Source organism: Pontibacter roseus DSM 17521 (genome assembly GCF_000373265.1).
GTDB classification, from domain to species: Bacteria; Bacteroidota; Bacteroidia; order Cytophagales; family Hymenobacteraceae; genus Pontibacter; species Pontibacter roseus.
This window is the reverse complement of the sequence record NZ_KB890762.1, coordinates 607,969-633,098: the sequence shown is the minus strand read 5'-3', so window position 1 is coordinate 633,098 and position 25,130 is coordinate 607,969. Positions and strand designations below refer to the sequence as shown.

Below are 25,130 nucleotides of genomic sequence, written 5' to 3'. Positions count from 1 at the left end.
GGGCTCCTAAAGCCATGTTTCAGTTAATTGCCGCTTGCAGCAGGCAGTTTGGAAATGATGTTACGCACTATGCCCGAGACTTTGCCATAGCCGGCGTTGAAATTGCTGATAGCGCCCTCGGTCCAGCCGCGCCAAAGAAGTTGATTGGTTTTCGGGTCAATCAGGTCCACTATCACGGTACCTTCCTTGAACAGGTCCACGGCACGGTAGCCAGGCATCTGGGTGTTGCCATAGGTATAGCGGTAACCGCCCATATACGCATAGCTATACCCAAACCCGTTGCCATACAGCTCGGGCACATCCTTTTCAACCGGAACCGAAACACTCACGTCGTATGCCAGCAGCAGGTCGGGGTTGACACTGGTTTTGCGGTACCCTTTCTCAGCCAGTTCCGCCTCAATGGCCTTTGTCAGGTGTTGGTGCAATTCCGGGCTGTAGTCTTTGCCGTAGGTAGCCGGGGCAGTGGGTTTGGGCTGGTACCAGCTGTATGTGCGCTGTTTGCTCAGGGACTTGTCCGGCGACATAATAGTATTGGTGCGCTCTACGACGGAGGTAGTCACGCAGGAGCTGAAAAGTACACTGATGAGCAGCGCAGGTAGCCACTTGAATAGCCTGAGGGGAGTCGTTTTCTGTACAGTTTGCTTCATTTTGAGGGGTTGTGCTGGTAACAGTGACAAATATCATCGCTTCCGAATCAAATTTATATATCCTTTGCCGAATAAATTTTCAGCCGGGGCCTGAGCCTGTGCCGCACCATAACCGAAGCGTGCTGGCTCCGTACCCCTTAGCTATACCTAGTCCTGAACCATAAAGAGATTTACATATGAACCATCCACACCTCCCCTATACCTCTGCTGAGGAAGCCCTTTCGGCCATCAAGTCAGGCGACCGCTTGTTTATACACGGAAGTGCTGCCACGCCCCAGTACCTGGTGCGCAAGTTGGCGGAACGGGCCGATGAGCTGCGGAATGTGGAACTGGTGAGCATTTCCACCTTCGGCGACATGCCCTGTGCTGAGGAAAGATGCAGCGACGCCTTTTACATCAACTCCCTCTTTGTGTCGGCCAACGTGCGCGAAGCCGTGAACAGCGGCCGCGGCGACTACGTGCCCATCTTCCTGAGCGAAATCCCCAACCTGTTCCGCTCCGGCATCATGCCGCTGGATGTCGCCATCGTACACGTGTCGCCACCTGACAAGCACGGCTTCTGCTCCCTCGGCGTGTCAGTGGACATTGCCCGCGAGGCCGTTATCAGCGCTAAGCATGTCATCGCGCAGGTGAACCCGCAAATGCCCCGCACCCACGGCGATGCCCTCATCCATACCCGGCGTTTTAATGCCTTGGTGGAGGTGGACGAAGCGCTGCCCGTGGTAGATTACAGCCTCAAAATCTCTGAGACGGAAGAGCGGATAGGGCGTTACATCGCGGAGATGGTGGAAGACGGCGCCACGCTGCAGATGGGTATAGGCGGCATACCGGATGCCACGCTCAAGAGCCTCACTAACCACAAAGGACTTGGCATCCATACCGAGATGTTCTCAAATGGCATACTTCCGTTGGTGAAGCAAGGCGTAATCACGAACGAATTCAAGACGAAACACAAGGGGCGCATCGCGACAGGCTTTATTGTGGGGAACCGGGAGTTGTATGACTTTGTGGATGATAACCCGCTCATCACCATGCTCAGCTCAGATTATGTGAACGATGTGACCGTCATCCGCTCCAACCCGAAGGTGACAGCCATCAACAGCGCCATCGAAATCGACCTGACAGGCCAGGTGGTGTCCGATTCCATCGGAACGTATCAGTTCTCAGGTATAGGTGGTCAGATGGATTTCATACGGGGAGCCGCTCTCTCTAAAGGTGGCAAACCCATCATCGCGCTGCCTTCTGTCACCGCCAAAGGCATTTCACGCATCACGCCGTACATCAACCAGGGTGCCGGCGTGGTGACCACACGGGCACACGTGCATTATGTAGTGACGGAGTATGGCGTGGCTTATCTCTATGGCAAAAACCTGCGGCAGCGAGCTAAGGCCTTGATTGAGATTGCCCACCCAGACCACCGCGAACGACTGGAGGAGGAGGCTTTCAAACGTTTTAAGACTATATAGGAAGTGCCATAACCTTGCGGGTTTTTTTGCGTGTATGGGAGAAACAAACTCACTCCTATGGATATATCTACTGTTTCTTCGCATATACCTTCACCCCGCCCGGAATGGGTGGTGCGTTTTGCCCGTGTGGGCCTCATCGCCAAAGGCATTGTGTACTGCCTGGTGGGGGCGCTCGCCTTTATGGCAGCCTTCGAGATTGGCGGCAAGTCCACGCAGGACTCCGGGAAGACTGGCGTTTTCCAGTTCCTGCTGGAGCAGCCTTACGGCAAGGTCATATTGGCTTTGGTGGCGCTCGGCATGCTCTGTTATGCCGTGTGGCGCATTATCCAAGCCATCAAGGACACTGAAGACAAAGGCGATGACGCCAAAGGCATCGGAAGGCGAATCGGATATCTGTTCAGTGGCCTAGTGTATGGTGCGCTGGCATTTTACGCGGCAAAGCTCGTAATGGGCAATGGCGGCGGAGGCAACGGAGACTCACGTCAGACGATGGCCCAGGAGCTTCTTTCCCAGCCTTTCGGGCAGTGGCTGCTGGGCGCGGTAGCCGTGGGCACCATGGCTGTGGGCATTTACCAGTTCTACAGGGCGTTCTCCGGCAAATACATGAAAAAGGTGCAGGCCTCAAGGCTACAGCCAGAACTCCAGCAAACGCTTATTCGCGCCGGAAAGGTGGGGTATGCAGCCCGTGGAGTCGTCTGGCTGATTATCGGCTACCTGCTGCTCAAAGCCGCTCTGGAATCGGACTCGCAGGAAGCGGGTGGCAGCGCAAGTGCTTTCCAATTCTTGGAGAATAGCTCCTATGGATCCTTCCTGCTAGGGGCTGTGGCCTTGGGGCTGATTTGCTACGGCGTGTTCATGTTCGTGCGGGCCAAGTGCGAAGTCATCAATGCCAATTGATGCGTATTCAGTTCTAGGGCTGTAGCCTCACTATACCTGTATTGCTTTCCTGAAGAGCCTCTCATTTGTTAAGCCAAACGAGAGGCTCTTCTTTTTCTTCCAGTTTTCATTAAGCAGCTTTGGTCTTTTTGGAGTGGCTATCAAAGCCTGAGCGGCAGGTATAGAATAAAGCGAGTGCCCGCTTTTAGAACTTCTCTACTTTTACCATCCCCTGTTGTTTTCTCATGCATGGTGCTCTGATTAAAGACTTCATGCTGCGGCTTCAGGTATAGGTTCCTTCGAATTGGCCATACCTGTTTCAGGGTAAACCAATTTAGCCGGCCAAACTGTTCAGAAGGTACGACAATCCTGTTATATTTGATGCTTGCAAGGAAACTCCAACTGGCTAGATGACAAACGACTCTTTTAAGATATTCATACTGGATGACGACGTGTGGTACAGCGAGTTGCTGGAGTATCATCTGTCCCTCAATCCGGATTACGAAATCAGGAAATTCCATTCTGCCAACGAGTGCCTTTCCAACCTGTACCAGAGCCCCAATGTCGTGACGCTGGACTATTCCCTCCCCGACAAAAACGGCGCGGAGGTGCTCAAGAAAATAAGGGAGCAGAACCCGGACGTGCAGGTGGTGGTGATTTCTGGCCAGGAAGACGTCGCCACTGCCGTAGACCTGCTTAAGCAAGGCGCCTACGACTACATTGTCAAAGACGAAGACACCCCGGAGCGGCTCTGGAACACCATCAACAAGATTCGTGAGAACGTGTCGCTGCGCGAGGAAATCAGCCAGCTCAAGGAAGAAATCGGTCAGAAATACGATTTCAGCAAAGTCATCATCGGCAATAGTGAAGCCATACGCAAGGTATTTTCGCTCATGGATAAGGCTACCAAAACCAACATCACCGTCTCGATACACGGCGAGACTGGTACCGGTAAGGAGCTTGTAGCCAAGGCCATCCATTACAACAGCACCCGCAAGAAACAGCCTTACGTGGCGGTCAACGTGGCCGCTATACCTCGAGAATTAATAGAAAGCGAACTGTTCGGCCATGAGAAAGGCGCTTTTACTGGCGCGTTGTCCAGACGGCTGGGCAGGTTTGAAGAGGCCAGCAAGGGCACCATTTTCCTGGATGAGATAGGCGAACTGGACATCAGCCTGCAGGCCAAACTGCTTCGGGTGCTGCAGGAGAAAGAAATCACCCGCGTGGGCGGCAACAGCGTGGTGCCTGTGGATGTGCGCATCATTGTGGCTACCCACAAAAATCTGGCAGAGGAGGTCAAAAAAGGCACCTTTCGCGAAGACTTGTACTACCGCCTGCTTGGACTTCCCATTCAACTGCCGCCCCTCCGCGAACGTGGCAGCGACATACTAGTGCTAGCCAAGTACTTCATGGACGCATTCGCGAAGGAAAATGGGATGGGCAGGAAATCGCTCTCGCCGGCTGCTCAGCAGAAGCTACTCTCCTACCCTTTCCCCGGCAACGTGCGCGAACTGAAGGCACTGGTAGAACTGGCCGTCGTGCTGGCGGACGAAGACGTTGTGCAAGAGCACGAAATCAATTTCTCAGCCAGCCACACCGACAGAGATTTTCTGGCGGAAGAGCGGAGTCTGAAGGACTATACCACGGCCATCATCCAGCGCTTCCTCGACAGGTATGACTACAATGTGCTGCTGGTGGCCGATAAGCTAGGTATAGGCAAGTCCACCATCTATCGCATGATACAGAGCCGTGAGCTCTTTGTGAAATAATTTCCCTAGGCAAATTTTATCTGCGGCATGTTCCGCTTGAATAGCGGAACATTTCCATACCTGTAAGCAATCATTGAGGCATTTTGTCTGTTGATGCTTTCAGATATACCCTTAGTATCGTATCATTTTCTCTGCTAGCTAGTTCAGATGGAAACAATCAATAACACACAGGTGCTACAGGAGCTGGAACAGGAGCGGCAGGCGCGTCTGCAGGCAGAACAGCAGGTCGCGCAACTGACCCGGCAACTGCATCGCCTCCAGCAGGCACAGTCCGCTCCAGAGCTGGAGCATGCCCAACCCATGCTGCGCCTCTCTTACCAAGGAGAGCTGCTACACGCCAATGCCTCCGGCCATCAGTTTCTGGAAAGTCTGGGAGCACGACGGTTCCCGGCATTGCAGAATCTGCTCCTGAACAAAGCCAAGCGGCTGGAACGCCTGGGAGCTCCGGCATCCTTGGAGGCGAGCATCAGCGGCAAGCACTTTTTGCTGCACCTGACTTCCAGCCCCGACAAAGGCTACCGGAACTTCTTCCTGACCGACATTACTCCGCGCCGGCTGGCAGAGAAGGCCTTGGAGGAAAGCCAGATGTTTGTGCAGAACATCACGCGCACCATACCCAACATCGTGTACATTTATGACCTCGAAGCGGACCGGACTATCTACCTCAACAAGCAAATCAGCAATGTGCTGGGGTATACTGATGCCGATATCACGGCCATGGACGGGCACGTCTTCAGCTCCATCGTGGAGCCGGTGGGCAAGGAAGCACTGTATGCGCACGCGCAGCGTATGAGGATAGCATCCGATAATGAGATACACGAAGTAGAATATAACGTCCTGGCGAAAGATGGCTCCGTCAAGATTCTCAGCTGCCGCGAAAGTGTGTTCAAGCGCAGCCGCAACGGGCAGGTGAAGCAAATTATCGGGTCGGCTGAGGACATCACCCGTTTGCGCCAGAAAAGCCGGGAACTGGCCCGGCAGAAAGACTTTTACGAGTCCATACTCAACCATATCCCTTCGGACGTCGCGGTGTACGACGAGCATTTGCGCTACCTTTTCGTGAACCCCGCCGCTGTGGGCGACCCCGCTATTAGGGAATGGATTGTGAACAAAACCAATGAGGAGTACTGCGCCTACCGCAACGTGCCGCTCCACCGCATCGAGTCGAGGGGCCGCCACCTGCACCGGGTGCTGGAGGAGAAAAGACGCGTTGAGTTTGAGGAAAACCTGGTAGACAAAAACGGGGAAGCCTCTTACCACCTGCGCAGACTCAACCCCGTGCTGGATGAGGAAGGGAACGTCAAACTCATTATCGGGCATGGCCTCAACATCACGGAGTTGCACCACGCGCAACAGGAGATAAAGCAGAGCGAGGCCAAAGTCAGGACCATACTGGAGGCTATACCTGACCTCATGTTCATCATCGACAAAGACGGGGTATACCTGGAGATGCACAACGAGAACGAGGCCCACCTGCAATACGATGCGGAGGAAATCATTGGTAAAACGATTTTCGACACGCACCCCGACTCGCTAAGTCAGGATTTGTATGAGCGGGTACAGCAGGTGCTGCGGACAGACCAAATGGAGTCCATTGATTACCACCTGGATTTGCCCATTGGAACACGCTACTATGAAGGCAGGATAGTCAAGTATAGCGACGACAGAGTGCTGGCCATCATCCGGGACATTACCGAAGAACGGCAGGCGGCGCAGGAAGTCAAGGAAAAGAACGATTTCATACGATTAGTACTAGACACCAGCCCGAGCCTGATCTACGTTCGGGATGGGAAAGGGCATTTCAAACTGGCTAACCAGGAGTGCGCCGCCTTGTTCGGCCTAACGCCGGAGCGGATGATAGACAGCAACACCAGCGAAATTCATACCATTCAGCAAGAAGTGGCTTTTTTCAATGCGATAGACCAGCACGTGATAAAGTATGGCAAAGAGGTCAAGGTGCAGGAGCGCTTCACCTTGCCGTCTGGCAGCGTGGTCTGGTTCAACACCATCAAAAAGCCGCTTGTGACCAGCGACGGCCAGGTGCATGTGCTAGGTATTTCCACCAATATCACCGAGCAGCGTTCTGCCCGTAAGCGGCTGGAGCGCAGCGAGGAACTACACAGACTCCTCTCTGAGAACTCACGCGACCTGATTTGCCTGCACGACCCGGATGGCACTTACCTGTACGTGTCCAGAGCGGCCGAAGAGATGCTGGGATACAAACCAGATGAATTGGTAGGTACCTCCCCTTATGAAATCGTGCACCCGCAGGACAGCCAGAACGTGCTGGTGAACGGACACGAGCGGACCATCCAGACGCGGAACAACATCATCATACAGCACCGCCTGCGCCACAAGAACGGCACCTATGTATGGATGGAGACCAGCATTCGGCCGATTATGGACAGCAGCGGTGAAGTAATGAAGCTCCAATCGGCCTCGCGTGACATCACTGACCGCCGCCTGTCAGAGGATGCGCTTAAAAACAGCGAGAAAAAGTACCGGGACCTTATCAAGTACAGCCAGGCTTACATCTGTACGCATGACATGGAAGGGCGCATTCTGGCCGTTAACCCATACCTGATGCAGATGCTGGGTTACACAGAACAGGAGATAGTGGGCAAAGAGCTGAAAAACTTTTTCCCCTTGCTGCACCGGCAGCACTTCCCCGCCTACCTGGAGCAGATTCAGACAAACCGCGTGGTGGATGGCGTGCTTTGCATCCTCAACAAACAAAAAGAGGAACGCTACCTCTACTACCAGAACTACAAGGTGAGCGAAGAGGGACAGGAAGCCTATGTGATTGGCATCGCGCAGGACATAACGGATAGGATGCAGACCGAGCGGGAGCTCAAAAAAGCCAAGGAAGCCGCCGAAGAATCGGCGCGGGTGAAGGAGAACTTCCTGGCTAACATGAGCCACGAAATCCGTACGCCATTAAACGGTATACTGGGTATGGCGGGTCTGCTGAACAAAACACCACTGAAGGAAGACCAGCAGAACTACCTCAAAATCATCAACCAGTCCGCCGACAATCTGCTAGTGGTCATCAACGACATTTTAGATATAGCCAAGATTGAGTCCGGCAAACTGGAGTTGGAGTCTATCCCTTTCCATGTTGATGAAACAGTGCAAGCCGCTTTCCAGACGCTGCGGTACAAGGCCGAAGAGAAGGAAATAGCGCTGGTGCTGGGAGACCAGCAGCTTGGCCATACCGTGCTGGAAGGCGACCCCTACCGCCTGAACCAGATTCTGCTGAACCTGCTCAACAACGCCATCAAGTTTACCGACGAAGGAAGCGTGACGCTGAGCGCCCGCACGCTAGAAGAAACCTCCTCTACCCTCACCATTGAGTTTGCCGTGACGGATACAGGTATAGGCGTGCCTGAAGATAAGAAGGACTTTATTTTTGAAGGATTCACGCAGGCCTATTCCAGCACGACCCGCAAATACGGTGGCACCGGCCTCGGACTGAGCATCTGTAAGAACCTGGTGGAGCGACAGGGCGGTGACATCTGGGTGGAGAATAACCCTACCGGAGGCAGCACCTTCAAGTTCATGCTGACGTACCCTAAGAGCAGCAAAACCTTGCCAGAAGCCACTGAGCAGACTGCCATTGACTTCAGGAGCCTGGGCGAGGTGCGTGTGCTGCTGGCAGAGGACAACGAAGTGAACGTGTTCCTGGCAAAAGCCATTATGGAGGATTGGGGATTCAAGCTGGATGTGGCCGTCAATGGACAGGAAGCGGTCGAACTGGTGAACCAGCATACCTACGACATCATCCTGATGGACATACAGATGCCCGAGCTCAGTGGTATTGACGCCACCCACATCATCAGGGAGCACCAGGATGAGCGGATAGCGCAGCTGCCTATTATCGCTCTCACAGCCAACGCTTTAAAAGGAGACGCTGAGAAATACCTGAATGCCGGCATGAATGACTACGTGTCCAAGCCCTTTGAGGAAGAGGTGCTGTTTTCTAAAATAGCGGCGCTCCTGCCCCACAAGCTGAGCGGCGGCAAGCTGACAGTGCCTGGAAAAGCAATCCAAACAAGCACCTTGGAACCCATGTACAGCTTAGATGTCATCCGGAAAATGTCGCGCAACAACACGGCCTTCCTGAACAGGGCCATGCAGTTGTTCACTGACACGGTACCTGGCACTGTTCAGGATATGCGCCTGGCTGTGCAGCGGGAAGACTGGCAGCAGGTGAGTTCCTTGGCCCACAAGCTGAAATCCACCATCGATACCATGAAGATTGGGCAGTTGCGCGAAATGGTCCGGTTCATTGAAGGAAATGCGAGGCAGCAAACCCATCTCTCAGAAGTAAGCACATCTGTCGAGGAGCTCTGCCAGGTGATGCTGCAGGTAGTGGACCAGGTACGCGAGAACATTCCGGAACTAAACTAACCCTATCACCTTCCAAACGGCTGCCCTACCTGAGACGGTAAGGCAGCCGTTTCCATTTTTGCACTCTTCGCTCGTATTGAGTATATTAAGCCATACCTGCCAGCTATACCTATGTCAACAACCCCTGTCAGCCCAACTCTGGAAGACCTGAACAACATCACAGCACTGCGTCACCACCTGCACCATTTTCCTGAATTGTCGGGAAGTGAGCACAATACCAGCCATACCATCCGGCAGTTCGTGAAGCGCTACCAACCCACTGAGGTAGTGGCAGATTTGGGCGAAACAGGTATAGCCGTGATGTTTGCAGGAGCAGGTGCGCCTGGACCTACCCTCCTTTTCCGGGCTGAACTGGATGCACTCCCTATAAAGGAGACCAACGTCCTCCCCTATACCTCCTCTAGCCCGGGCATAGGGCACAAGTGCGGTCACGACGGGCACATGGCTATCCTGATGGGCTTGGCGAGTCTGTTGCATAGCCAGCCTTTGGCAGCAGGAAAGGCTATTTTGCTGTTCCAGCCGGCTGAAGAGACAGGCGCAGGAGCCCGGAAAGTTTTACAGGAGGAACGCTTCAAGGATTTGAAGCCGGATTACGTGTTTGCGTTGCACAACCTGCCAGGTGTCCCGTTGCACCAGGTGCTGGTGCGCGAGCATACCTTCGCGGCGGCCTCCGTTGGGCTCAAGGTGTCTTTATGGGGCAAGGAATCGCACGCGGCGGAACCTGACAAAGGCCTAAACCCCGGTGAAGGTATGAGCGAACTGATTCAGACCCTCAACGCATTGGTGAAGGATCAGCGTTCATTCCAGAGCCTGACCCTGCTCACTGTAGTCCATGCCCGTTTAGGAGAGGTCGCTTTTGGTACGAACCCGGGTTTTGCCACGGTCATGGCGACCTTACGCGCTTTTGAACAACAGGACCTGAATAAACTAAAACAGCTTGCCCTACACACAGTTGAAGCCATTGCCGAGAAGTACGGCTTGAAGCACAGCCATGAGTTTGTGGAGGAATTTCCGGCTACGGTGAATGCGCCGGAGGCGGTGGAGGTGATTATCGCAGCAGCGAAGGATTTGAATCTAGATATACAGCAAGTTGAGCAGCCGATGCGGTGGTCAGAGGACTTTGGTCACATCACGAATACCTACACAGGCGCGCTCTTTTGCCTGGGGTCCGGCTTGAATCACCCTGAGTTGCACCATGCTAACTACGATTTTCCGGATGAACTCATCCCGACAGGCAGCTCCCTGTTATACCGCATCGCGCAGCGCCTTACCAAATCCTAATCTAACATGTTCTACAGCTCCTATATTGAGATAAGTAAGTCAGCCTTACACAATAATATTGCCTTCCTGAAAGGGCTGCTTCAACCAGGGGTGCGGCTTTCTTCAGTAGTCAAGGGAAATGCCTATGGCCATGGCATAGAGGAGTTCGGGCAGTTGGCACAGGAATGTGGCATTGACCACTTCTCCGTATTCAGCGCGGATGAAGCATACCGCTTGCTCCAGGTGGCTTCCCCTGGTACGACTATCATGATAATGGGGTTCCTGGATGAAGAGCAGCTGGAATGGGCCATTGCCAACGGAATTGAGTTCTATGTTTTCCATATAGACCGTTTGGAGCGCGCCGTGGAGGTTGCCCGCAAGCTGCAAAAGCCTGCCCGCATCCACCTGGATTTAGAAACAGGCATGAACCGAATCGGGTTGGGTGGTGCAGAACTGAAGGCTGTGGTCAGAATGCTGCAGCAAAACAAAGCGCTGGTGGAGATAGCCGGCATCTGCACACACTTTGCAGGCGCCGAGAGCAGCGAGAACCATGAGCGCGTCACTAGTCAGCTAGAAAAGTACAGCGCTACCGTTAACTACCTCTCTTCCAGTGATATTGCCGCCGACGCGCTGCACACAGCTTGTTCAGCCGCTGTGGTGGCCTACCCCGAAACACACCTGAACATGGTTCGGGTGGGCATTATGCAATATGGTTTCTGGTCCAGTCCTGAAATTTTCCAGCGCTATATGCAACAAAATGGAGAACAAGCAGACCCACTCAAGCGACTGATAAACTGGAAAAGCCACATCATGACCATTAAGCTGGTGGCTGTAGGCGAGTTTATCGGGTATGGGAACAGCTACCAAGCCAAAGAGGACATGCTGCTGGCGACGGTGCCGGTGGGTTATGCCTGGGGGTATAGCCGCTCGCTCAGCAACCAGGGCGAGGTGCTGATTCGGGGGCATAGGGTGCCAGTCGTTGGGATTGTGAACATGAACGTGCTGATGGTGGACGTGACCAGCGTACCAGATGTAGCGCTGAATGATGAGGTGGTACTGCTGGGGCATCAGGGAGAAGAGAACATCACCGTCGCCTCTTTTGCGGAGTTGAGCACCCAGCTGAACTACGAACTGCTCACCCGGCTCCCGATGAACATCCCCCGCTACATCATCGACTGAGTAGCTATACCTCCCTTTCCTCCGGCCTGAGCCTATATCCGCAATTGTCACAGAAATTGGCTCCTGTTGAATGACCCTCTTTATGGCAATTTGGACATAAACGGGTGTTTGCATCCAGACGGTCTGCTCTGGCCAGTTCAACAGACACTATACCCGTTGGCACGGCGATGATGCCGTAGCCCATTATCATCAGGCAGCTGGCCAGGAACTGACCAAGCGGAGTCACCGGTGTGATGTCTCCGAAGCCTACTGTGGTGAGTGTGACGATGGCCCAGTAGATGCTGATGGGGATGTTGGAGAAGCCGCTTGCCTTGCCTTCTATCACGTACATCAAGGCGCCTACCACCACTACTGTCATCAGCACCACTCCTAAGAAAACCGAGATTTTTGTCAGACTGGCTCCCAGTGCTCGGGATAGTACCTGGCCCTCCGTAACGAAACGAGTGAGCTTGAAAACGCGGGCTATGCGCAGCAGGCGGAACACCCGGATGACCAACAGGTACTGAGACCCCAGGATAAACAGGCTGAGGTAGGTAGGGATGATGGCAAGCAAATCGATAATCCCGAAAAAAGAAAAGATATACCGCAAAGGCTTTCGAGTTGAGACTATCCGCAGCAGGTACTCTATGGTGAACAACCCGGTAAATGCCCACTCCAAGCCCTGCAGGATAGGTAAGTATTTCCTTCTAATCTCCACCACACTCTCCAGCGAAACCACCACAATGCTGGCCAGAATCAGCATGAGTATCAGGATATCAAAAGTCTTGCCTGCAGGAGTCTCTGCCTCAAATATGATAGTGTGTAGCCTCCGCTGAAGCGTGTTTTGTCCTGTCTGGCTCATGTGCTGTATACGGTTTCTGCTGCTTTCTGCTACCGCTTGTGTCTGAAGGGGTGTGAAAACAATGTGGAGGCCATTTCTCTTTACAGGTTTGAAAGCCTGGCGGGGCAGTGCTATACCTGTATACTTATTCTTATGACATTAAGGCAAGAGGTGGCACCTTCAGGAGCGGCAGCTTCGGGTGCAGCGCTTCCAAGGCATTCATCTCACGGAGTTTGTTGTTCAGCAGTTCTATATCACCGGGGTTGTGGATGGAGCAAGCGGCATCCTGTATCACCAACAGCGCCTCTTTGTGAAGAGCAGGGATGTATTTTCTGAAATCGGGTGCCAAAAATAGTACGTTTTGGAGCAGGTGAAGCAGACGCTGCAAAATGATAGGGTCAGACTTTCCGTAAGTCCGTACCGGACCGAGACACAGCGACAGCAGGTCCGCAAACTTCACTTCATCCAGTCGGAGGCGCAATACCTGCTCCTCGTCATGGAATACCTTCTCCTCCGTCAGTTGCATTCGCACAACCAGTAAGTCTGTCAGGTAGTCAATGGCCCGGATTGCCGTACCTGGGTCGTTGATGCCCGGGCTCAGAGCCTTGACGGCACTTTCCGTAATCTGCTTGAACCCATAGAGGTAGTTGAGGCTGGTGAGTTCTTCCTGATAGTAGTTGATGTGGCTGTTGAGCGCTTGGCAGAAGTCCGCTTCCCTCTCCAGTTTTCTGCTGATGCGGGCAAACGGTATGCCCTTGACAACGAACTGGCCGAGTGGCTGCAGAAACTCCAGCACCACATCGTGTTTTTGGCACAGTTTAATGATAGGCTCTCGGTCTATCTCCTGCAGGTAACCAGAAGAAATGCTCTTGAGCGGGTGCCAGTCCTTGACCTCAGACGCACCGGGAGGCACAACCCCCTCATCCTGCTCGATTTCTTGCCGCAGTTTGTCCAACGTCACTTTGTAGATGCTCTCCAGGATATTGTCAATCTGTATGGCGGTAGAGATGGAGTGGATAAAGTAAACGAAGGATGCGAGACATAGAAAGGTAAAACACATCGCCAGAAACACCGCCAGCCCAGGCAGGTCCGCATCATAATACTCAGACCGTATGTTAACCATCACCACCAAGGTATAGATGAGCGTACCCATAAAAATACCCAGCACTTTCTGGTTAGATTTAGAGGAGATGAGGCCAGGTATGACCCGGGGTGAGAAATTGGAACTAGCCTGGTTGAGCACCAGCATCACCATGGTGAAACTGAAGACGATGAGGGAAAACACACCAGTAGCAATGGAGCTGAGAATCATGGTGGCTGTTTCGCCGTGGGTAATAATGATGAAGGGCATTTCTTCTTTCAGGCTGTTGCTGAGCCCCTGTGTTTCGAGGTATATGGTGAACACGGCTAAGGCAAAGAACAACAGCGAAATAAGAGTCGGATAAAACCCAATGCTGGTGACGATGAACTGGAAGGCATGTCTGAACCGGCTTAGGAGGTTGGTCATAGTGTGCGGGCGCTGTCTTTTCAGGTATTGTTTGGTTTACTGTACCGGTGCCCCGCAGGTTGTAAATCAAAAAAAAGCCACTGCTGGAGACAGTGGCTTTTCTTTACTCGGTTTATCGGCTTATTCTATTCAAAGGCGGCATTTGCCAAGGTGGTCTGCCGGCTCATCTGTCTGAGCAGGTATAGGCGCAGGTGGGGCATGCACTGCAGTGCCTCCAGCAGGTCCTCCTTTTGGAGCCGTACGCAATCCGTGACTTCCAGTACTTTGGCCGTGTGGCTATAGCGTTCGTTCATGAGGTCAGGCAGGCCCAGGAGGTTGTTTTCAGAGGCGATGGCTGGCAATGGAGCATCCACCGCTGGGGTCAGACTCACACTCCCTGACATCACGAAGTAAAAGCACTCCAGCTGCTCCCCTGCCTTGAAGAGACAGCTTCCGGGCTGGAGCCTCTCCGGCTTTCCTTTCAGCATCCCGCTCTCTATCAATTCCCTGACTACCATACCTCCTCTACTTTACAGAAGCCTATGAATAACTTGTCTAAAAGCCTACAACAGTGAAAATCTGGTTATCCCATCAGCACGTTGAGTTGCTGCACTTCTTGTTCCCGCTGCTTGCTGGTGCAGTTGGCACAGCAGCCGGAGCAGGGCTTCTTCTTCAGCTGGCGGAAAGTGAGCAGCGGAATGCGGGTATGGTAGGCCATTGTTTTGGTGTAGTTGCTGCTGAAGAGGCGCTCCATCAGGAAACTGTCCTGGGTGGCCAGCACGAGCATGTCAGCTGATGCCAGTTCAGCAAATTCACCGATGCCTTCCAGCACATCTTCTTCCTCGAGTAGCCTGCACGTCACCTTCCGGCCCAACAACTGTTTCTCCACCTCCAGCATGGCCGCTTTGTAGCTGCACAACTGAGAGCGTTCATCGGGACCGTATACCTGCACCAGCGTGAGACGGGCTTTCAGTTGCTGCGCGAAATCGGCGATTTGGAACAGTACGGTTTGCTGCTGGTCTGTGAAGTCGGTGGCGAATACCAGGTGCTTCAGCTTCTTGAAGCGCACAGAGGCTGGAAGCACCATCACCGGGCAAGACACCAGTTCCATGATGGCCGAGGCGTGATTCGCGGCTTCGGCAGGTATAGCGTGTGGCGGTGTAACCCCAGCCTCCATCAGCACCAGGTCTATCTGGTACTCCTGCACCACGCTTTGGATGCTATCTCGGATGTTGCCAGGCCGGACGACGCAGTCAAAAGGCGCTGCCGCTTTGGCTGAGTTGAACTCTCTGCTGAAAACGCGCTCAGCGAACGCGCGTAGCTTCTGGATGCAGTTGCTCTGCTGGGTGAAGGTCAGGTCGAGTGTCTTGCAGGCATGGAACAGGTATAGCTCCGCTCCCATGGCCATGGCGAGTTGCCCGGCATAATACAGCAAGTCTTCCCCCGTCTGGTTGAGTTCAACTGGAACCAGTATCCGCTTTGTTTGTGATGGCTTGCTCATTTCTTTCGTCTTTTATCAGGTATAAAGGTATAGGTCCGGCAATGAAAAGTCAGTGAGCCAAGTCAGCTGCAAAAATGACTTATGTTAGTTATCGCTAGAAAAGGAAAGGCCATGTCCAGGTATGGCTGGCCGAGGTGGCTGCCTATTTCGGCTTGGAGCAGCAGCTCATCTCCGTGGTGTGCTGCTCGGTATGCACCACTTTGGGGCTGAGGTAAGGTATGCCCAGTCCCAGGCCGCGCACAATGAAGAGCACCGCCAGGCACATGCCTACGTATGGCACAGCCTTGTTGAACGTAGCCCGCACCTTCAGGCTGATGAGCTTGCCAGACAGGGACACCAAAAACATGAGTGGGAAGGTGCCTAGCCCGAACAAGGTCATGTAGAGCATGGCACCGCCTATACCTGGCGCGCTGATGGCGCCCGCCAACGCAATGTAAACAAACCCGCAGGGCAGCAGGCCGTTCAGCATACCTACCGTGAAGAGGGAGCCCAAAGAGTTTTTCTGGAAGTAGTAGCCCAATTTCTGGCGCACCCATACCATGATTTTATCTGTGCCCAGCACCTGCGCTGCCTTGCCTTTAGAGGCCGCCGGCAACACTAGCAAGAGTAGGATGAGTATACCTGACACAATGGAAACGGTCTGTTGCAGACCAGCCAGCTGCAGCGACTGTCCAAAGGCACCCGCCAGGGCACCAAGTGCGGCATAGGTCACGATTCTCCCACCATTGTACAGGAGCCGGCCAGCGTAATAACGCCAGCCGGTACTCCCGACAAATGGTAGAGCCATTGCTATAGGGCCGCACATCCCGACACAATGGAAACTGCCTAATAATCCGAAAAGAAGTCCTGCCCAAATCATGGCTTTATCTTATCTGGATGGTTTTCTCTGAATAAAATGTCTCTTCGCCTGAGCTGTAGTTCACGCGCAACTTCCAGACGCCCTTCTCCAGGCCGGAGGCCTCTATGAGCTGGCTCTGGTCGCGGCCCAACTGCAGCGGGAACTGCTTGTCCAGCTTGTCGTCTGACGGGCGGAACAGCGTGATGGTGCCGCTCAGGCTCATGTCTCGGTAGGTAGCGGGCAGCTGAAGCAGGATGGTCTCAGCCTCAGCATTGTAGTTTATCATCACGTCACCCAGCGCCTGCGTACGCTTCACACGGTCAATCTGGTCCTGGTAAGCGATTTCCTGTTGGTAATAGTCCTTGCTCACCAGGCCTACTTCCTGGTTCATGGCTCTGTAGACAAACATGGCGATGTAGCCCATAAACAGTACCATGGCTATGACGATGGCATAAGGCCAGTATGTGAATTTCTTGTTTTTATCAGTTGTCATTGTGGTCGTCTTTAGTAGTTGCCGTTGTTATACAGCCAGTTACACTTATTTTGCCGGTGCCAGGAACTTGGTTTCCTGTGTCGTAATCAGCTCATCGTTGTGGAAGACCCCGATTTCAATCTCGGAGTTCATACCTGTCAGCTGTTCCTTCGGAATCTCAGCGAAAAACACGCCTTCGGCTATACCTTGGGCTGGCAGCACCAATTCATTTCCGACCACTTTGATGGTCCCGTCTGAGGAGAGCAGCTTCAGCGTGAGCGGCATTTCGGTATTGGTCTTGTTGATGACGGAGATGTTATACAGGTTCTTCACCGTGCCCTGCTCTGTTTTTTGATACAACTGGCCCGGCGTACGCAGAATGGTGGCCTCGGCATTGTCACGGATTATGAGCAGCGCAGAGAGTGCCAACAGCAACAGTGCCAGCACAGCGCTATACCCCATGACGCGTGGCGTGAACAGCTTCCAGCTTTTCCCTTCAGCAATCGCCTCTTCTGAGTCATAACGGATGAGGCCTTCCGGCTTGTCAATCAGGCGCATGATGTCGTTGCAGGCATCGATGCAGGCGGTACAGTTGATGCATTCCAGCTGCTGCGCTCCGTTGCGGATGTCTATACCTGTCGGGCATACCTGCACGCACTGGTGGCAGTCGATGCAGTCGCCTTCCGTCCGCTCCTGCCCTTTTCTGAACTTTCCGCGAGGCTCGCCACGTCCATAGTCGTAGGCCACGGTCAGGCTCTTCTTATCGAGCATCACGCCCTGCAGACGACCATACGGACAAACGATGGTACATACTTGCTCCCGGAAATAAGCAAACACCCAGTAAAACACACCTGTGAAGACAACGATAGCACTGAGGCCACCCAAATGGTTCATAGGATTGTCCGTGACGATTTGCTTCAGCGCATCAATACCGATGATGTAGGCGAGAAAGGTATTGGCGATAATAAAAGAGATAAGCAGGAATACGACCGTTTTGCTCCCTTTTTTGAGAATCTTTTCGGTATTCCAAGGCATCTTGTCTAGGGCCCGCTGCTTCGTGTAGTCGCCCTCTATCAGGTATTCTATTCGCCTGAACACCATCTCCAGAAAGATGGTCTGCGGGCAAACCCAGCCGCAGAACAGGCGGCCGTATACCACCGTGAACAGGATGATGAACACGACGAGCGCCAGGAAGGCCAGCACCAGGATGAAGAAGTCCTGCGGCCAGAAGAGCACGCCGAAGATGACGAACTTGCGCTCCACCACGTTGAGCATGAGCAGCGGCAATCCGTTGATTTTGATGAAAGGGCCTACGAACAGCAATGTCAGCAGGCCATAGCTGACCCACTTCCTGTAGTCGTAGAGTTTGCCTTTCGGCTTTTTGGGGTATACCCAAACCCGCTTGCCATGCTCATCTACCGTCGAGATGTGGTCGCGGAATTCGTCCGGGGACGTCTGTACTTTACTTGCCATGGCAGTTTAATTTGTGCGGATATTAATCCTGCCTTTAAATGAAAAATTGAAAGCGGAAATCCGTAAAGCGGTCATCTCCACCGTGACAAAATTCCGAAAATGCCCCTTCGTAAAAGATGACCTAGGTCACTTTCGGAAGTGATTGTCATCAGTAATGGGCATCAACTCTCAATCTAGCTTTCGGCTATACCTACTGTAAAAGACCTGAGGGTTATAAGCACCCTCTACAGATGCCTATAACCCTCAGATTCACTATCATGGATTAGCGCTTACTCCTTCTCGCCTTGCGCCTCTTTGCCATTAGCTGGGTTGGAGCCTTGCAGGGACAGGATGTAGCTACTTACTTCCAGCATCTGGTCTTTGGTCAGCTTGCCTTGCCAAGGCACCATGCCTTTGCTCGGTACGCCAAACTTCACCGTCTTGAAGATTTCGTTCACATCCCCACCGTGCAGCCAGTACTCGTCTGTCAGGTTAGGTCCTACGGTACCCTCACCGGCCTGGCCGTGACAGGCAGCGCAGTTTTGCAGATAGATAGCCTTGCCAGACTCCAGCGCGGCAGCCTCCGTCAAAACCTCAAAGTTGGTTACAGCGTTCGGGTCTTCCACGTTCTGGGCGGCAATCAGAGCGGCTTCCTGCATTTCCATCTCATACTCCTCCTCCTGCAGGGCCCCAGTGCGGAACACGTGGTAGTGCAACATATAGCCTACCGCAAATACGATGGACACATAGAACATGTACTTCCACCAAGGTGGCAGGTCGTTATCGTACTCCTGTATACCGTCGAAGTCGTGGTTCGAGTGGATGACGTCCTTTGCCTTGCCCGTCATCACGGTGGTGTCACCTTTGAGCAGGAACAGCATACGGCCGGCAAATGAGGCGCGGAAGTCTTCGTCATAGATGGAATCACCCATCATAGGCACCAGCAGGCGGAACAGCATCACTAGCGTCAGGACAACTAGCAGCGCCACCAGGCCTGCCAGGGCAAATGTAATCAGCATCACGGGCGGAAGGTCCAGGAAGGCCACTTCGGCAGGTGCGGCCGGAGCCGCCGCGGCGTCAGTTGTAGTGGCCGGAGCCTCTGCTACGGCAGCCGCTGCGGGTTGTGCGCTCGCCTCTTTGATGTAGGCAATCACGCTGGAGATTTCACCGTCAGACAACGAGCTCCCAAAGGCCGGCATCGGCATCTTGTTGAACTTCTCGTATACCGCCACGGCATCCTTGTCACCTGATTCAACGAGCGCCTGTGAGTTCTTGATGAATTTCAGCAGCCATTCGTCTCCGCGACGCTCGTGCACGTTCTTCAGGGCAGGCCCTACTACATCGGCATCCAGGCTGTGGCAGGCGGCGCAGTTGCCTTCGAATATCTTCTTGCCCTCGACCGCATCCTGCGCTAAGGCCGGTGCGCTCATGAGAAGCAGGCCAGCCACCAGGGCCAGACCACTGTTGCGGATGGTTTTTAATGCAGCGTTCATTGTCTAGTGCCTCCTAGCTTTGGTTCGGTTTCATCATCCACAGAGCAGGCGAAGCTGCTCATGGTACTCACATATTTCTTGTCCATTAGCGCCACGTATACCAGCAGGCCCAGGAAGAACACGAAGAATATCGTGAAAGAGATAAGCGGGTATATTTCGATGCCGTCTATGGCTTGCAAAACGTTCTTATACATTGTCTTTTGCGTTTTTTGACTTTGTGACTCAGGACAAAAGGCCTTGCTGTTCTGATACTTTTGAAAGCTCGCCTTTTGTCTTTCGTCAAATCGTCCTTTGTCCTAAATTATTCCTCTACTTCAGCTTTCACCTTAATGTCGGTTCCCAGGCGTTGCAGGTAGGCAATCAGAGCCACAATCTCAGTCTCAGGGCGTACCTCCAGTCCTTCTTTGGCCAGGTCAGCGGTAATCTGGTTGGCCTGCTTCATGAGTTCCTCGTTCGCATTGGCGATGTATTCCTCCTCATAAGGAACACCCAGCTTCTTAAGCACTCTCAGCTTGTCTTCTGTGGTGCTCATGTCCACGTCTTGCTCAAACAGCCATGGGTAAGCCGGCATGATAGATCCTGGTGACATGGAAGTCGGGTCGAGCATGTGGTGGTAGTGCCAGCTGTGCGGGTACTTGCCGCCTACACGGTGCAAATCCGGACCGGTACGCTTGGAGCCCCACAGGAAGTTGTGGTCGTACACAAACTCGCCTGCTTTGGAGTACTCTCCGTAGCGCTCTGTCTCTGAGCGGAACGGACGCACCATCTGGGTGTGGCAATTCACGCAACCCTCTTTGATGTACAGGTCTCGCCCTTGCAATTCCAGTGAAGTATAAGGCTTCACACTGGCGATAGTCGGCACGTTTGATTTGATGACGAAGGCAGGTATGAATTCTACCAGGCCACCAATCAGGATTGCAACGGTTGCCCATACGGCCATTTGCATTGGGCGCTTCTCAATCCAGCTGTGCCAGTGACCGGCGTTGTGGCTTTCTTCTTTCACAACCGGAGGAGCTATTGCTGCCTCATCTGCTACCAGGGCACCAGACTTGGCTGTTTTGTACAGATTGTACACCATCAGGAATACACCACTCAGGTATAGCACGCCACCGATACCACGCAGGTAGTACATCGGCACGATTTGCAGCACAGTCTCCAAGAAGTTAGAGTACTGAAGCGTTCCTTCTGCAGTGAATTGTTTCCACATCAAACCTTGTGTGAAACCAGCCCAGTACATAGGTATGGCGTAGAACAGGATGCCCAGCGTACCCAGCCAGAAGTGTGCGTTCGCCAGCTTCTTGGAGTGTAGCTTGGTGTTATACAGTCGAGGGAACAACCAGTACAGCATCGCGAATGTCAGGAAGCCGTTCCAGCCCAAGGCACCTACGTGCACGTGTGCCACTATCCAGTCGGTGAAGTGGGCGATGGCGTTCACGTTTTTCAAGGAAAGCATCGGACCTTCGAAGGTCGCCATACCGTAAGCGGTGATGGCCACCACCATGAACTTGAGTACCGGCTCTTCGCGCACCTTGTCCCAGGCACCACGCAGCGTCAGCAAACCGTTAATCATACCGCCCCAGCTAGGCGCAATCAGCATCACGGAGAACACCACACCCAGCGACTGAGCCCAGTCAGGCAGAGAGGTATAGAGCAAGTGGTGCGGTCCAGCCCAGATGTAGATAAATATCAGGGACCAGAAGTGGATGATGGACAGGCGGTACGAGTATACCGGACGGTTAGCAGCCTTCGGCAGGAAGTAATACATCAGGCCCAGGAAAGGAGTAGTTAAGAAGAATGCTACCGCGTTGTGGCCATACCACCACTGTACCAGTGCATCTTGCACGCCAGCGTAGCCAGAGTAACTTTTCCAGAATGTAACCGGCATCTCGTAAGAGTTCACGATGTGTAGCACAGCCACAGTCAGGAAAGTAGCGATGTAGAACCAGATGGCTACGTACATGTGCTTCTCGCGGCGCTTGGCAATGGTACCGAACATGTTCCAGCCGAATACCACCCATACCAGTGTAATCAGGATGTCAATTGGCCACTCCAGTTCAGCGTACTCCTTGGAAGTGGTGATGCCTAGCGGCAAGGTGATTAATGCAGCCAGGATTACTGTTTGCCAGCCCCAGAAATTGAGTTTGCTGAGTTTGTCGCTGTACATGCGCGTCTTGCAGAGACGCTGCAGCGAATAGTACACGCCCATGAAGATAGCGTTGCCCACGAATGCGAAAATCACCGCGTTGGTGTGCAATGGTCTGATGCGGCCAAAGGTGGTGTACTGGTTGCCCATATTCACCTCCGGGTTAGCCAGCTGGAAGGCAATCAGCGTACCGATAATCATACCGGCCAGACCCCAGAAGATGGTGGCTATACCAAAGTTGCGGACTATGGTGTTGTCGTAAAAAAACGTTTCCGTAACCCCAGGATGATTCCCCTTCGGCGGGGAAACCTGTTGTGGGTCATGTTCCAAGACTCTTTCTACCTTAGTTGACATGTGCGGTGTCCTCCATTCGTTTGATTGTGTTGAGTAATGTGTTGATGATTTCTGTGTGATTTAGTGTTACAAAATTCTAAATAAGCGTCCGCCCAAAAGATGACCTAGGTCACTTTCGGAAGTGATTGTCATCAGTAATGGCAGGCTAGGAAGTCTTCTGTTCCAGCTTTTCGGATTTGCCGGCTGGCTTGTACTCGTTTTCGAACAGCATGCGCACGGCTGGCGTATAGTCGTCGTCGTACTGGCCGGAGCGCACCGCCCACAGAAATGCCGCCAGGAAACCCGCCGCCACCACGACGCTTATTGCTATTAAAATGAATATGATATGCATGAGAGTTTAGGAGTTAGAGGGTTTGAGCGTGAGGGATAAATATAAAGCACCATACCTACTGATTATTATAAGCCTGCTTTTTTGGCAGCATACCTAACGGAAAGTGTGGCAAATGCCATCACGCTGAGCGTGCTAATGGGCATCAGGATAGCAGATACAATGGGCGTAAAAAGACCTTGCACAGCAATAGTTAACCCCACCACGTTATAGATTAAGGACACAGCGAATGTCAGCAGGATGAGATTCATCGACTTTTTGGAGAAGTTGAGGAACGTGCTTAGTTTGTCAAAGGCGCCAGCATCCAGGATGGCATCACAGGACGGTGAGAAGTTAGTCACGCTGTTGCTCAAGGCTATACCTGCATCGCTTTGCTTCAGGGCTCCTGCGTCATTCAGGCCATCGCCCACCATCAATACCTGGTGTTGCCCCCCCTGCTTGAGGCGCTGGATGTACTCTAGTTTCTGCAGCGGCGACTGGTTGAAATTCAGTTCCGCCTCCTGGCCCAGCAACTCTTGCAAACGTGCCTCCTCGTGGTTATTGTCACCAGACAGGACGGCTATCTTTTTATCGCCGAGTCCCTGCAGTACCTGACGCAGCCCTTCGCGGTACACGTTGAAGAAGGTATAGTATCCCAGCAACGTACCGTCCACAGATACATATACCGTCGTCTTGAGAGTATCCTGCTGCTTGTCGGCGGGCACACCCAAGTAGGCGGCAGATCCGATGCGGACAAGCATGCCGTTCACCTCACCTGCCAGTCCCTTGCCTGCATATTCCTGGAAGTGCTGCACCTGAGCAGTGTCTCCTGTCAAAGCGTGGCTGATGCGCTGGCTAAGTGGGTGAGTAGAGTGGCGCAGCACTGACAGTATCGCTTGCTGTTGTGCGCTGGAAAGTGTTTTCCCTGTGTAGGTTACCTCAGCCTCGCTAGGTTCGGTGAGCGTACCGGTCTTGTCAAACACCACGGTGTCAATTTTGGCCAGCGTCTCTACGACTGCTGCGTTTTTGATGTAGAACTTATTCCTTCCAAACACCCGCATGGTATGGCCATGAACGAAAGGTGTGGCCAATGACAGGGCGCAAGGACAGGCAATAATGAGTACAGAGGTAAAGGCTTTCATGGCCATATCCATATCGCGCGGCACCCAGTACCAAAGCGCGCCAGCGGCCACCAGCAGCGTCACGATGATGAACCACTTGCCAGCGATATTAGAATAGGTATGGAGGCTCTGCGATTCATCTTTGGAGAACACAGTATCGTTCCAGAGTTGCGTCAGGTAGCCCTGCGATACCTCTTTTACCACTTCCAGCTCAATGCTCTCGCCTTCCTGTCGGCCACCGGCATAAATCACCTCGCCCATCACCTTCTCCACCGGCTCCGATTCACCGGACACGAAGCTGTAGTCAATCATGGCGCGGCCTTGCAATAGGATGGCATCTGCAGGTATAAGTTCTTGGTTACGAATACGGATACGGTCGCCTACTTTAAGGTTTCGTACAGCTGTGGAGGCTTCTTCCCTATTCTCTTTTATCACCGTAATGGATACCGGGAAGTACGAGGTATAGTCGCGGTCGAAGGCAAGCGTGTCGTAAGTCTTTTGCTGAAAATACTTGCCGATGAGCATGAAGAACACCAAACCCGTGAAGGAATCCAGATAGCCTGGGCCACGCCCTGTCACAATATCGAATATACTTACAAAGAAGAGCGCCAGCAGACCCGTAGAGATAGGCAAATCGATGTTGACCATCCGTTGTCTGATGCCTTGCCAAGCTGAAGTGAAGAAACCACGTGCGCTGTAGAAGAACACAGGTATGGATAAAAGGATGCTCAGGTACCCGAAGAAGGAGCCATAGCTGTGCTGCAGTTCTTCTGTGAAGGAGAGGTAATCCGGAAAGGCAAGCAACATGACGTTGCCGAAAGCGAAGCCGGCCAGACCCAGTTTGTAGATGATGGTGCGGCTCTGCTTGCTCGTTTTCTTTCCATCCGTGTCTGCTAGTGTGATAGCGGGTTCATACCCGATGCGGGCGAGCAACTGTACCACCTCCCGAAGGCTCGTCCTTTCATGGAAATACGTGATGGCCACTTCCTTGCGCAGGAAGTTCACGGTCGTCTCGGCTATACCTGGGTTCAGCTTGAAGAGGTTCTCGAGCAGCCAGATGCAGGAGCTGCAGTGCATCTGCGGGATGTAAAAGGTAAGCTTGCAGATTTTGTCGCTGCGGAAATTTATCAGCTGTGCCTCTACACCTGGGTCATCGAGGTAGGCAAAGCGGGCCTCTGACACCGGCTTCTTGCCCGTGAGGCCTGGGTTTTCCTCCAGGTTATAATAGGTGCAGAGGTTGTTTTCTTCGAGAAGTTCATAAACGGCTTTGCACCCATCGCAGCAAAACGCCTTGTCGTGCGCCAGGATGGGTTCGTCCTTGCAGGAATCCCCGCAATGGTAGCAGTTCTGAATATTGGTTTGGAGTGCGGCTTCCATCTCAATTATCCTTTTTAGTCTGATACAAAGGTAATTGGCGGGTATAGCCTAAAAGATGACGCTTATCACTTTCTAAAGTGATTCTACTCAGTGCATAGGTTCAGGAAGACCAGGATATTTGTAACAGAAACAAGGGCAAGAAAAGCCTGTGGTACTATT

General features: G+C 53.0%; 19 protein-coding genes. 6 read left to right on the top strand and 13 right to left on the bottom strand.

Features of this window, described 5'->3' with window-relative positions; translation table 11 throughout:
- Positions 1-23: 23 nt before the first annotated feature.
- On the bottom strand, positions 24-647 hold the full coding sequence (locus B051_RS21975; protein ID WP_018477931.1) for a DUF4136 domain-containing protein: 624 nt from the start codon (positions 645-647) through the stop codon (positions 24-26).
- Positions 648-823: 176 nt separating this feature from the next.
- Here B051_RS21975 and B051_RS0109315 point away from each other — a divergent pair, with 176 nt between their 5' ends.
- The 6 genes from B051_RS0109315 to alr all read left to right on the top strand — a co-directional run bounded on the left by B051_RS0109315 (position 824) and on the right by alr (position 11,607).
- Positions 824-2,113 carry an acetyl-CoA hydrolase/transferase family protein gene (locus B051_RS0109315; protein ID WP_018477930.1) on the top strand — a complete coding sequence of 430 codons (1,290 nt, stop codon included), beginning with the start codon at positions 824-826 and terminating at the stop codon, positions 2,111-2,113.
- Between the two features lie 57 nt (positions 2,114-2,170).
- A complete protein-coding gene (locus tag B051_RS0109310) occupies positions 2,171-3,010 on the top strand; it encodes a DUF1206 domain-containing protein (RefSeq protein ID WP_026236296.1) in 840 nt (279 codons plus the stop codon).
- Between the two features lie 389 nt (positions 3,011-3,399).
- Positions 3,400-4,758, top strand: a complete 1,359-nt coding sequence (locus B051_RS0109305) for a sigma-54-dependent transcriptional regulator (protein WP_018477928.1) — start codon at positions 3,400-3,402, stop codon at positions 4,756-4,758.
- 147 nt (positions 4,759-4,905) lie between these two features.
- A complete protein-coding gene (locus B051_RS0109300) occupies positions 4,906-9,168 on the top strand; it encodes a PAS domain-containing hybrid sensor histidine kinase/response regulator (protein ID WP_018477927.1) in 4,263 nt (1,420 codons plus the stop codon).
- 111 nt (positions 9,169-9,279) lie between these two features.
- Entirely contained in the window at positions 9,280-10,449 is a 1,170-nt protein-coding gene (locus B051_RS0109295; RefSeq protein ID WP_018477926.1) for an amidohydrolase, read from the top strand.
- Between the two features lie 6 nt (positions 10,450-10,455).
- Positions 10,456-11,607 (top strand): alanine racemase, encoded by a 1,152-nt coding sequence (gene alr, locus B051_RS0109290; RefSeq protein WP_018477925.1) that lies wholly within the window; start codon positions 10,456-10,458, stop codon positions 11,605-11,607.
- Positions 11,608-11,611: 4 nt separating this feature from the next.
- Here the strand turns inward: alr and B051_RS0109285 are convergent, their stop codons facing one another.
- The 12 genes from B051_RS0109285 to B051_RS0109230 all read right to left on the bottom strand — a co-directional run bounded on the left by B051_RS0109285 (position 11,612) and on the right by B051_RS0109230 (position 24,971).
- Positions 11,612-12,448 carry an ion transporter gene (locus B051_RS0109285; RefSeq protein ID WP_018477924.1) on the bottom strand — a complete coding sequence of 279 codons (837 nt, stop codon included), beginning with the start codon at positions 12,446-12,448 and terminating at the stop codon, positions 11,612-11,614.
- 130 nt (positions 12,449-12,578) lie between these two features.
- Positions 12,579-13,934 carry a DUF2254 domain-containing protein gene (locus B051_RS0109280; protein ID WP_018477923.1) on the bottom strand — a complete coding sequence of 452 codons (1,356 nt, stop codon included), beginning with the start codon at positions 13,932-13,934 and terminating at the stop codon, positions 12,579-12,581.
- A 125-nt stretch (positions 13,935-14,059) separates the two neighbouring features.
- On the bottom strand, positions 14,060-14,431 hold the full coding sequence (locus tag B051_RS0109275; protein WP_083919439.1) for a cyclic nucleotide-binding domain-containing protein: 372 nt from the start codon (positions 14,429-14,431) through the stop codon (positions 14,060-14,062).
- Positions 14,432-14,496: 65 nt separating this feature from the next.
- Positions 14,497-15,414, bottom strand: a complete 918-nt coding sequence (locus tag B051_RS0109270) for a universal stress protein (RefSeq protein ID WP_018477921.1) — start codon at positions 15,412-15,414, stop codon at positions 14,497-14,499.
- A gap of 142 nt (positions 15,415-15,556) precedes the next feature.
- Entirely contained in the window at positions 15,557-16,273 is a 717-nt protein-coding gene (locus B051_RS0109265) for a sulfite exporter TauE/SafE family protein (RefSeq protein ID WP_026236294.1), read from the bottom strand.
- Between the two features lie 4 nt (positions 16,274-16,277).
- Complete coding sequence (locus B051_RS0109260) at positions 16,278-16,745, bottom strand: FixH family protein (RefSeq protein ID WP_018477919.1); 468 nt, start codon at positions 16,743-16,745, stop codon at positions 16,278-16,280.
- 45 nt (positions 16,746-16,790) lie between these two features.
- Entirely contained in the window at positions 16,791-18,197 is a 1,407-nt protein-coding gene (gene ccoG / locus B051_RS0109255; RefSeq protein ID WP_018477918.1) for a cytochrome c oxidase accessory protein CcoG, read from the bottom strand.
- A gap of 269 nt (positions 18,198-18,466) precedes the next feature.
- Entirely contained in the window at positions 18,467-19,669 is a 1,203-nt protein-coding gene (locus B051_RS0109250) for a c-type cytochrome (protein ID WP_018477917.1), read from the bottom strand.
- On the bottom strand, positions 19,666-19,863 hold the full coding sequence (locus tag B051_RS0109245) for a hypothetical protein (RefSeq protein WP_018477916.1): 198 nt from the start codon (positions 19,861-19,863) through the stop codon (positions 19,666-19,668). The genes B051_RS0109250 and B051_RS0109245 overlap by 4 nt, the downstream gene beginning before the upstream one ends.
- Before the next feature lie 107 nt (positions 19,864-19,970).
- Complete coding sequence (gene ccoN, locus B051_RS0109240; RefSeq protein WP_026236293.1) at positions 19,971-22,166, bottom strand: cytochrome-c oxidase, cbb3-type subunit I; 2,196 nt, start codon at positions 22,164-22,166, stop codon at positions 19,971-19,973.
- Positions 22,167-22,311: 145 nt separating this feature from the next.
- Positions 22,312-22,497, bottom strand: a complete 186-nt coding sequence (gene ccoS, locus B051_RS0109235) for a cbb3-type cytochrome oxidase assembly protein CcoS (protein WP_018477914.1) — start codon at positions 22,495-22,497, stop codon at positions 22,312-22,314.
- A gap of 65 nt (positions 22,498-22,562) precedes the next feature.
- Positions 22,563-24,971, bottom strand: a complete 2,409-nt coding sequence (locus B051_RS0109230) for a heavy metal translocating P-type ATPase (protein ID WP_018477913.1) — start codon at positions 24,969-24,971, stop codon at positions 22,563-22,565.
- Between the last annotated feature and the right edge of the window lie 159 nt (positions 24,972-25,130).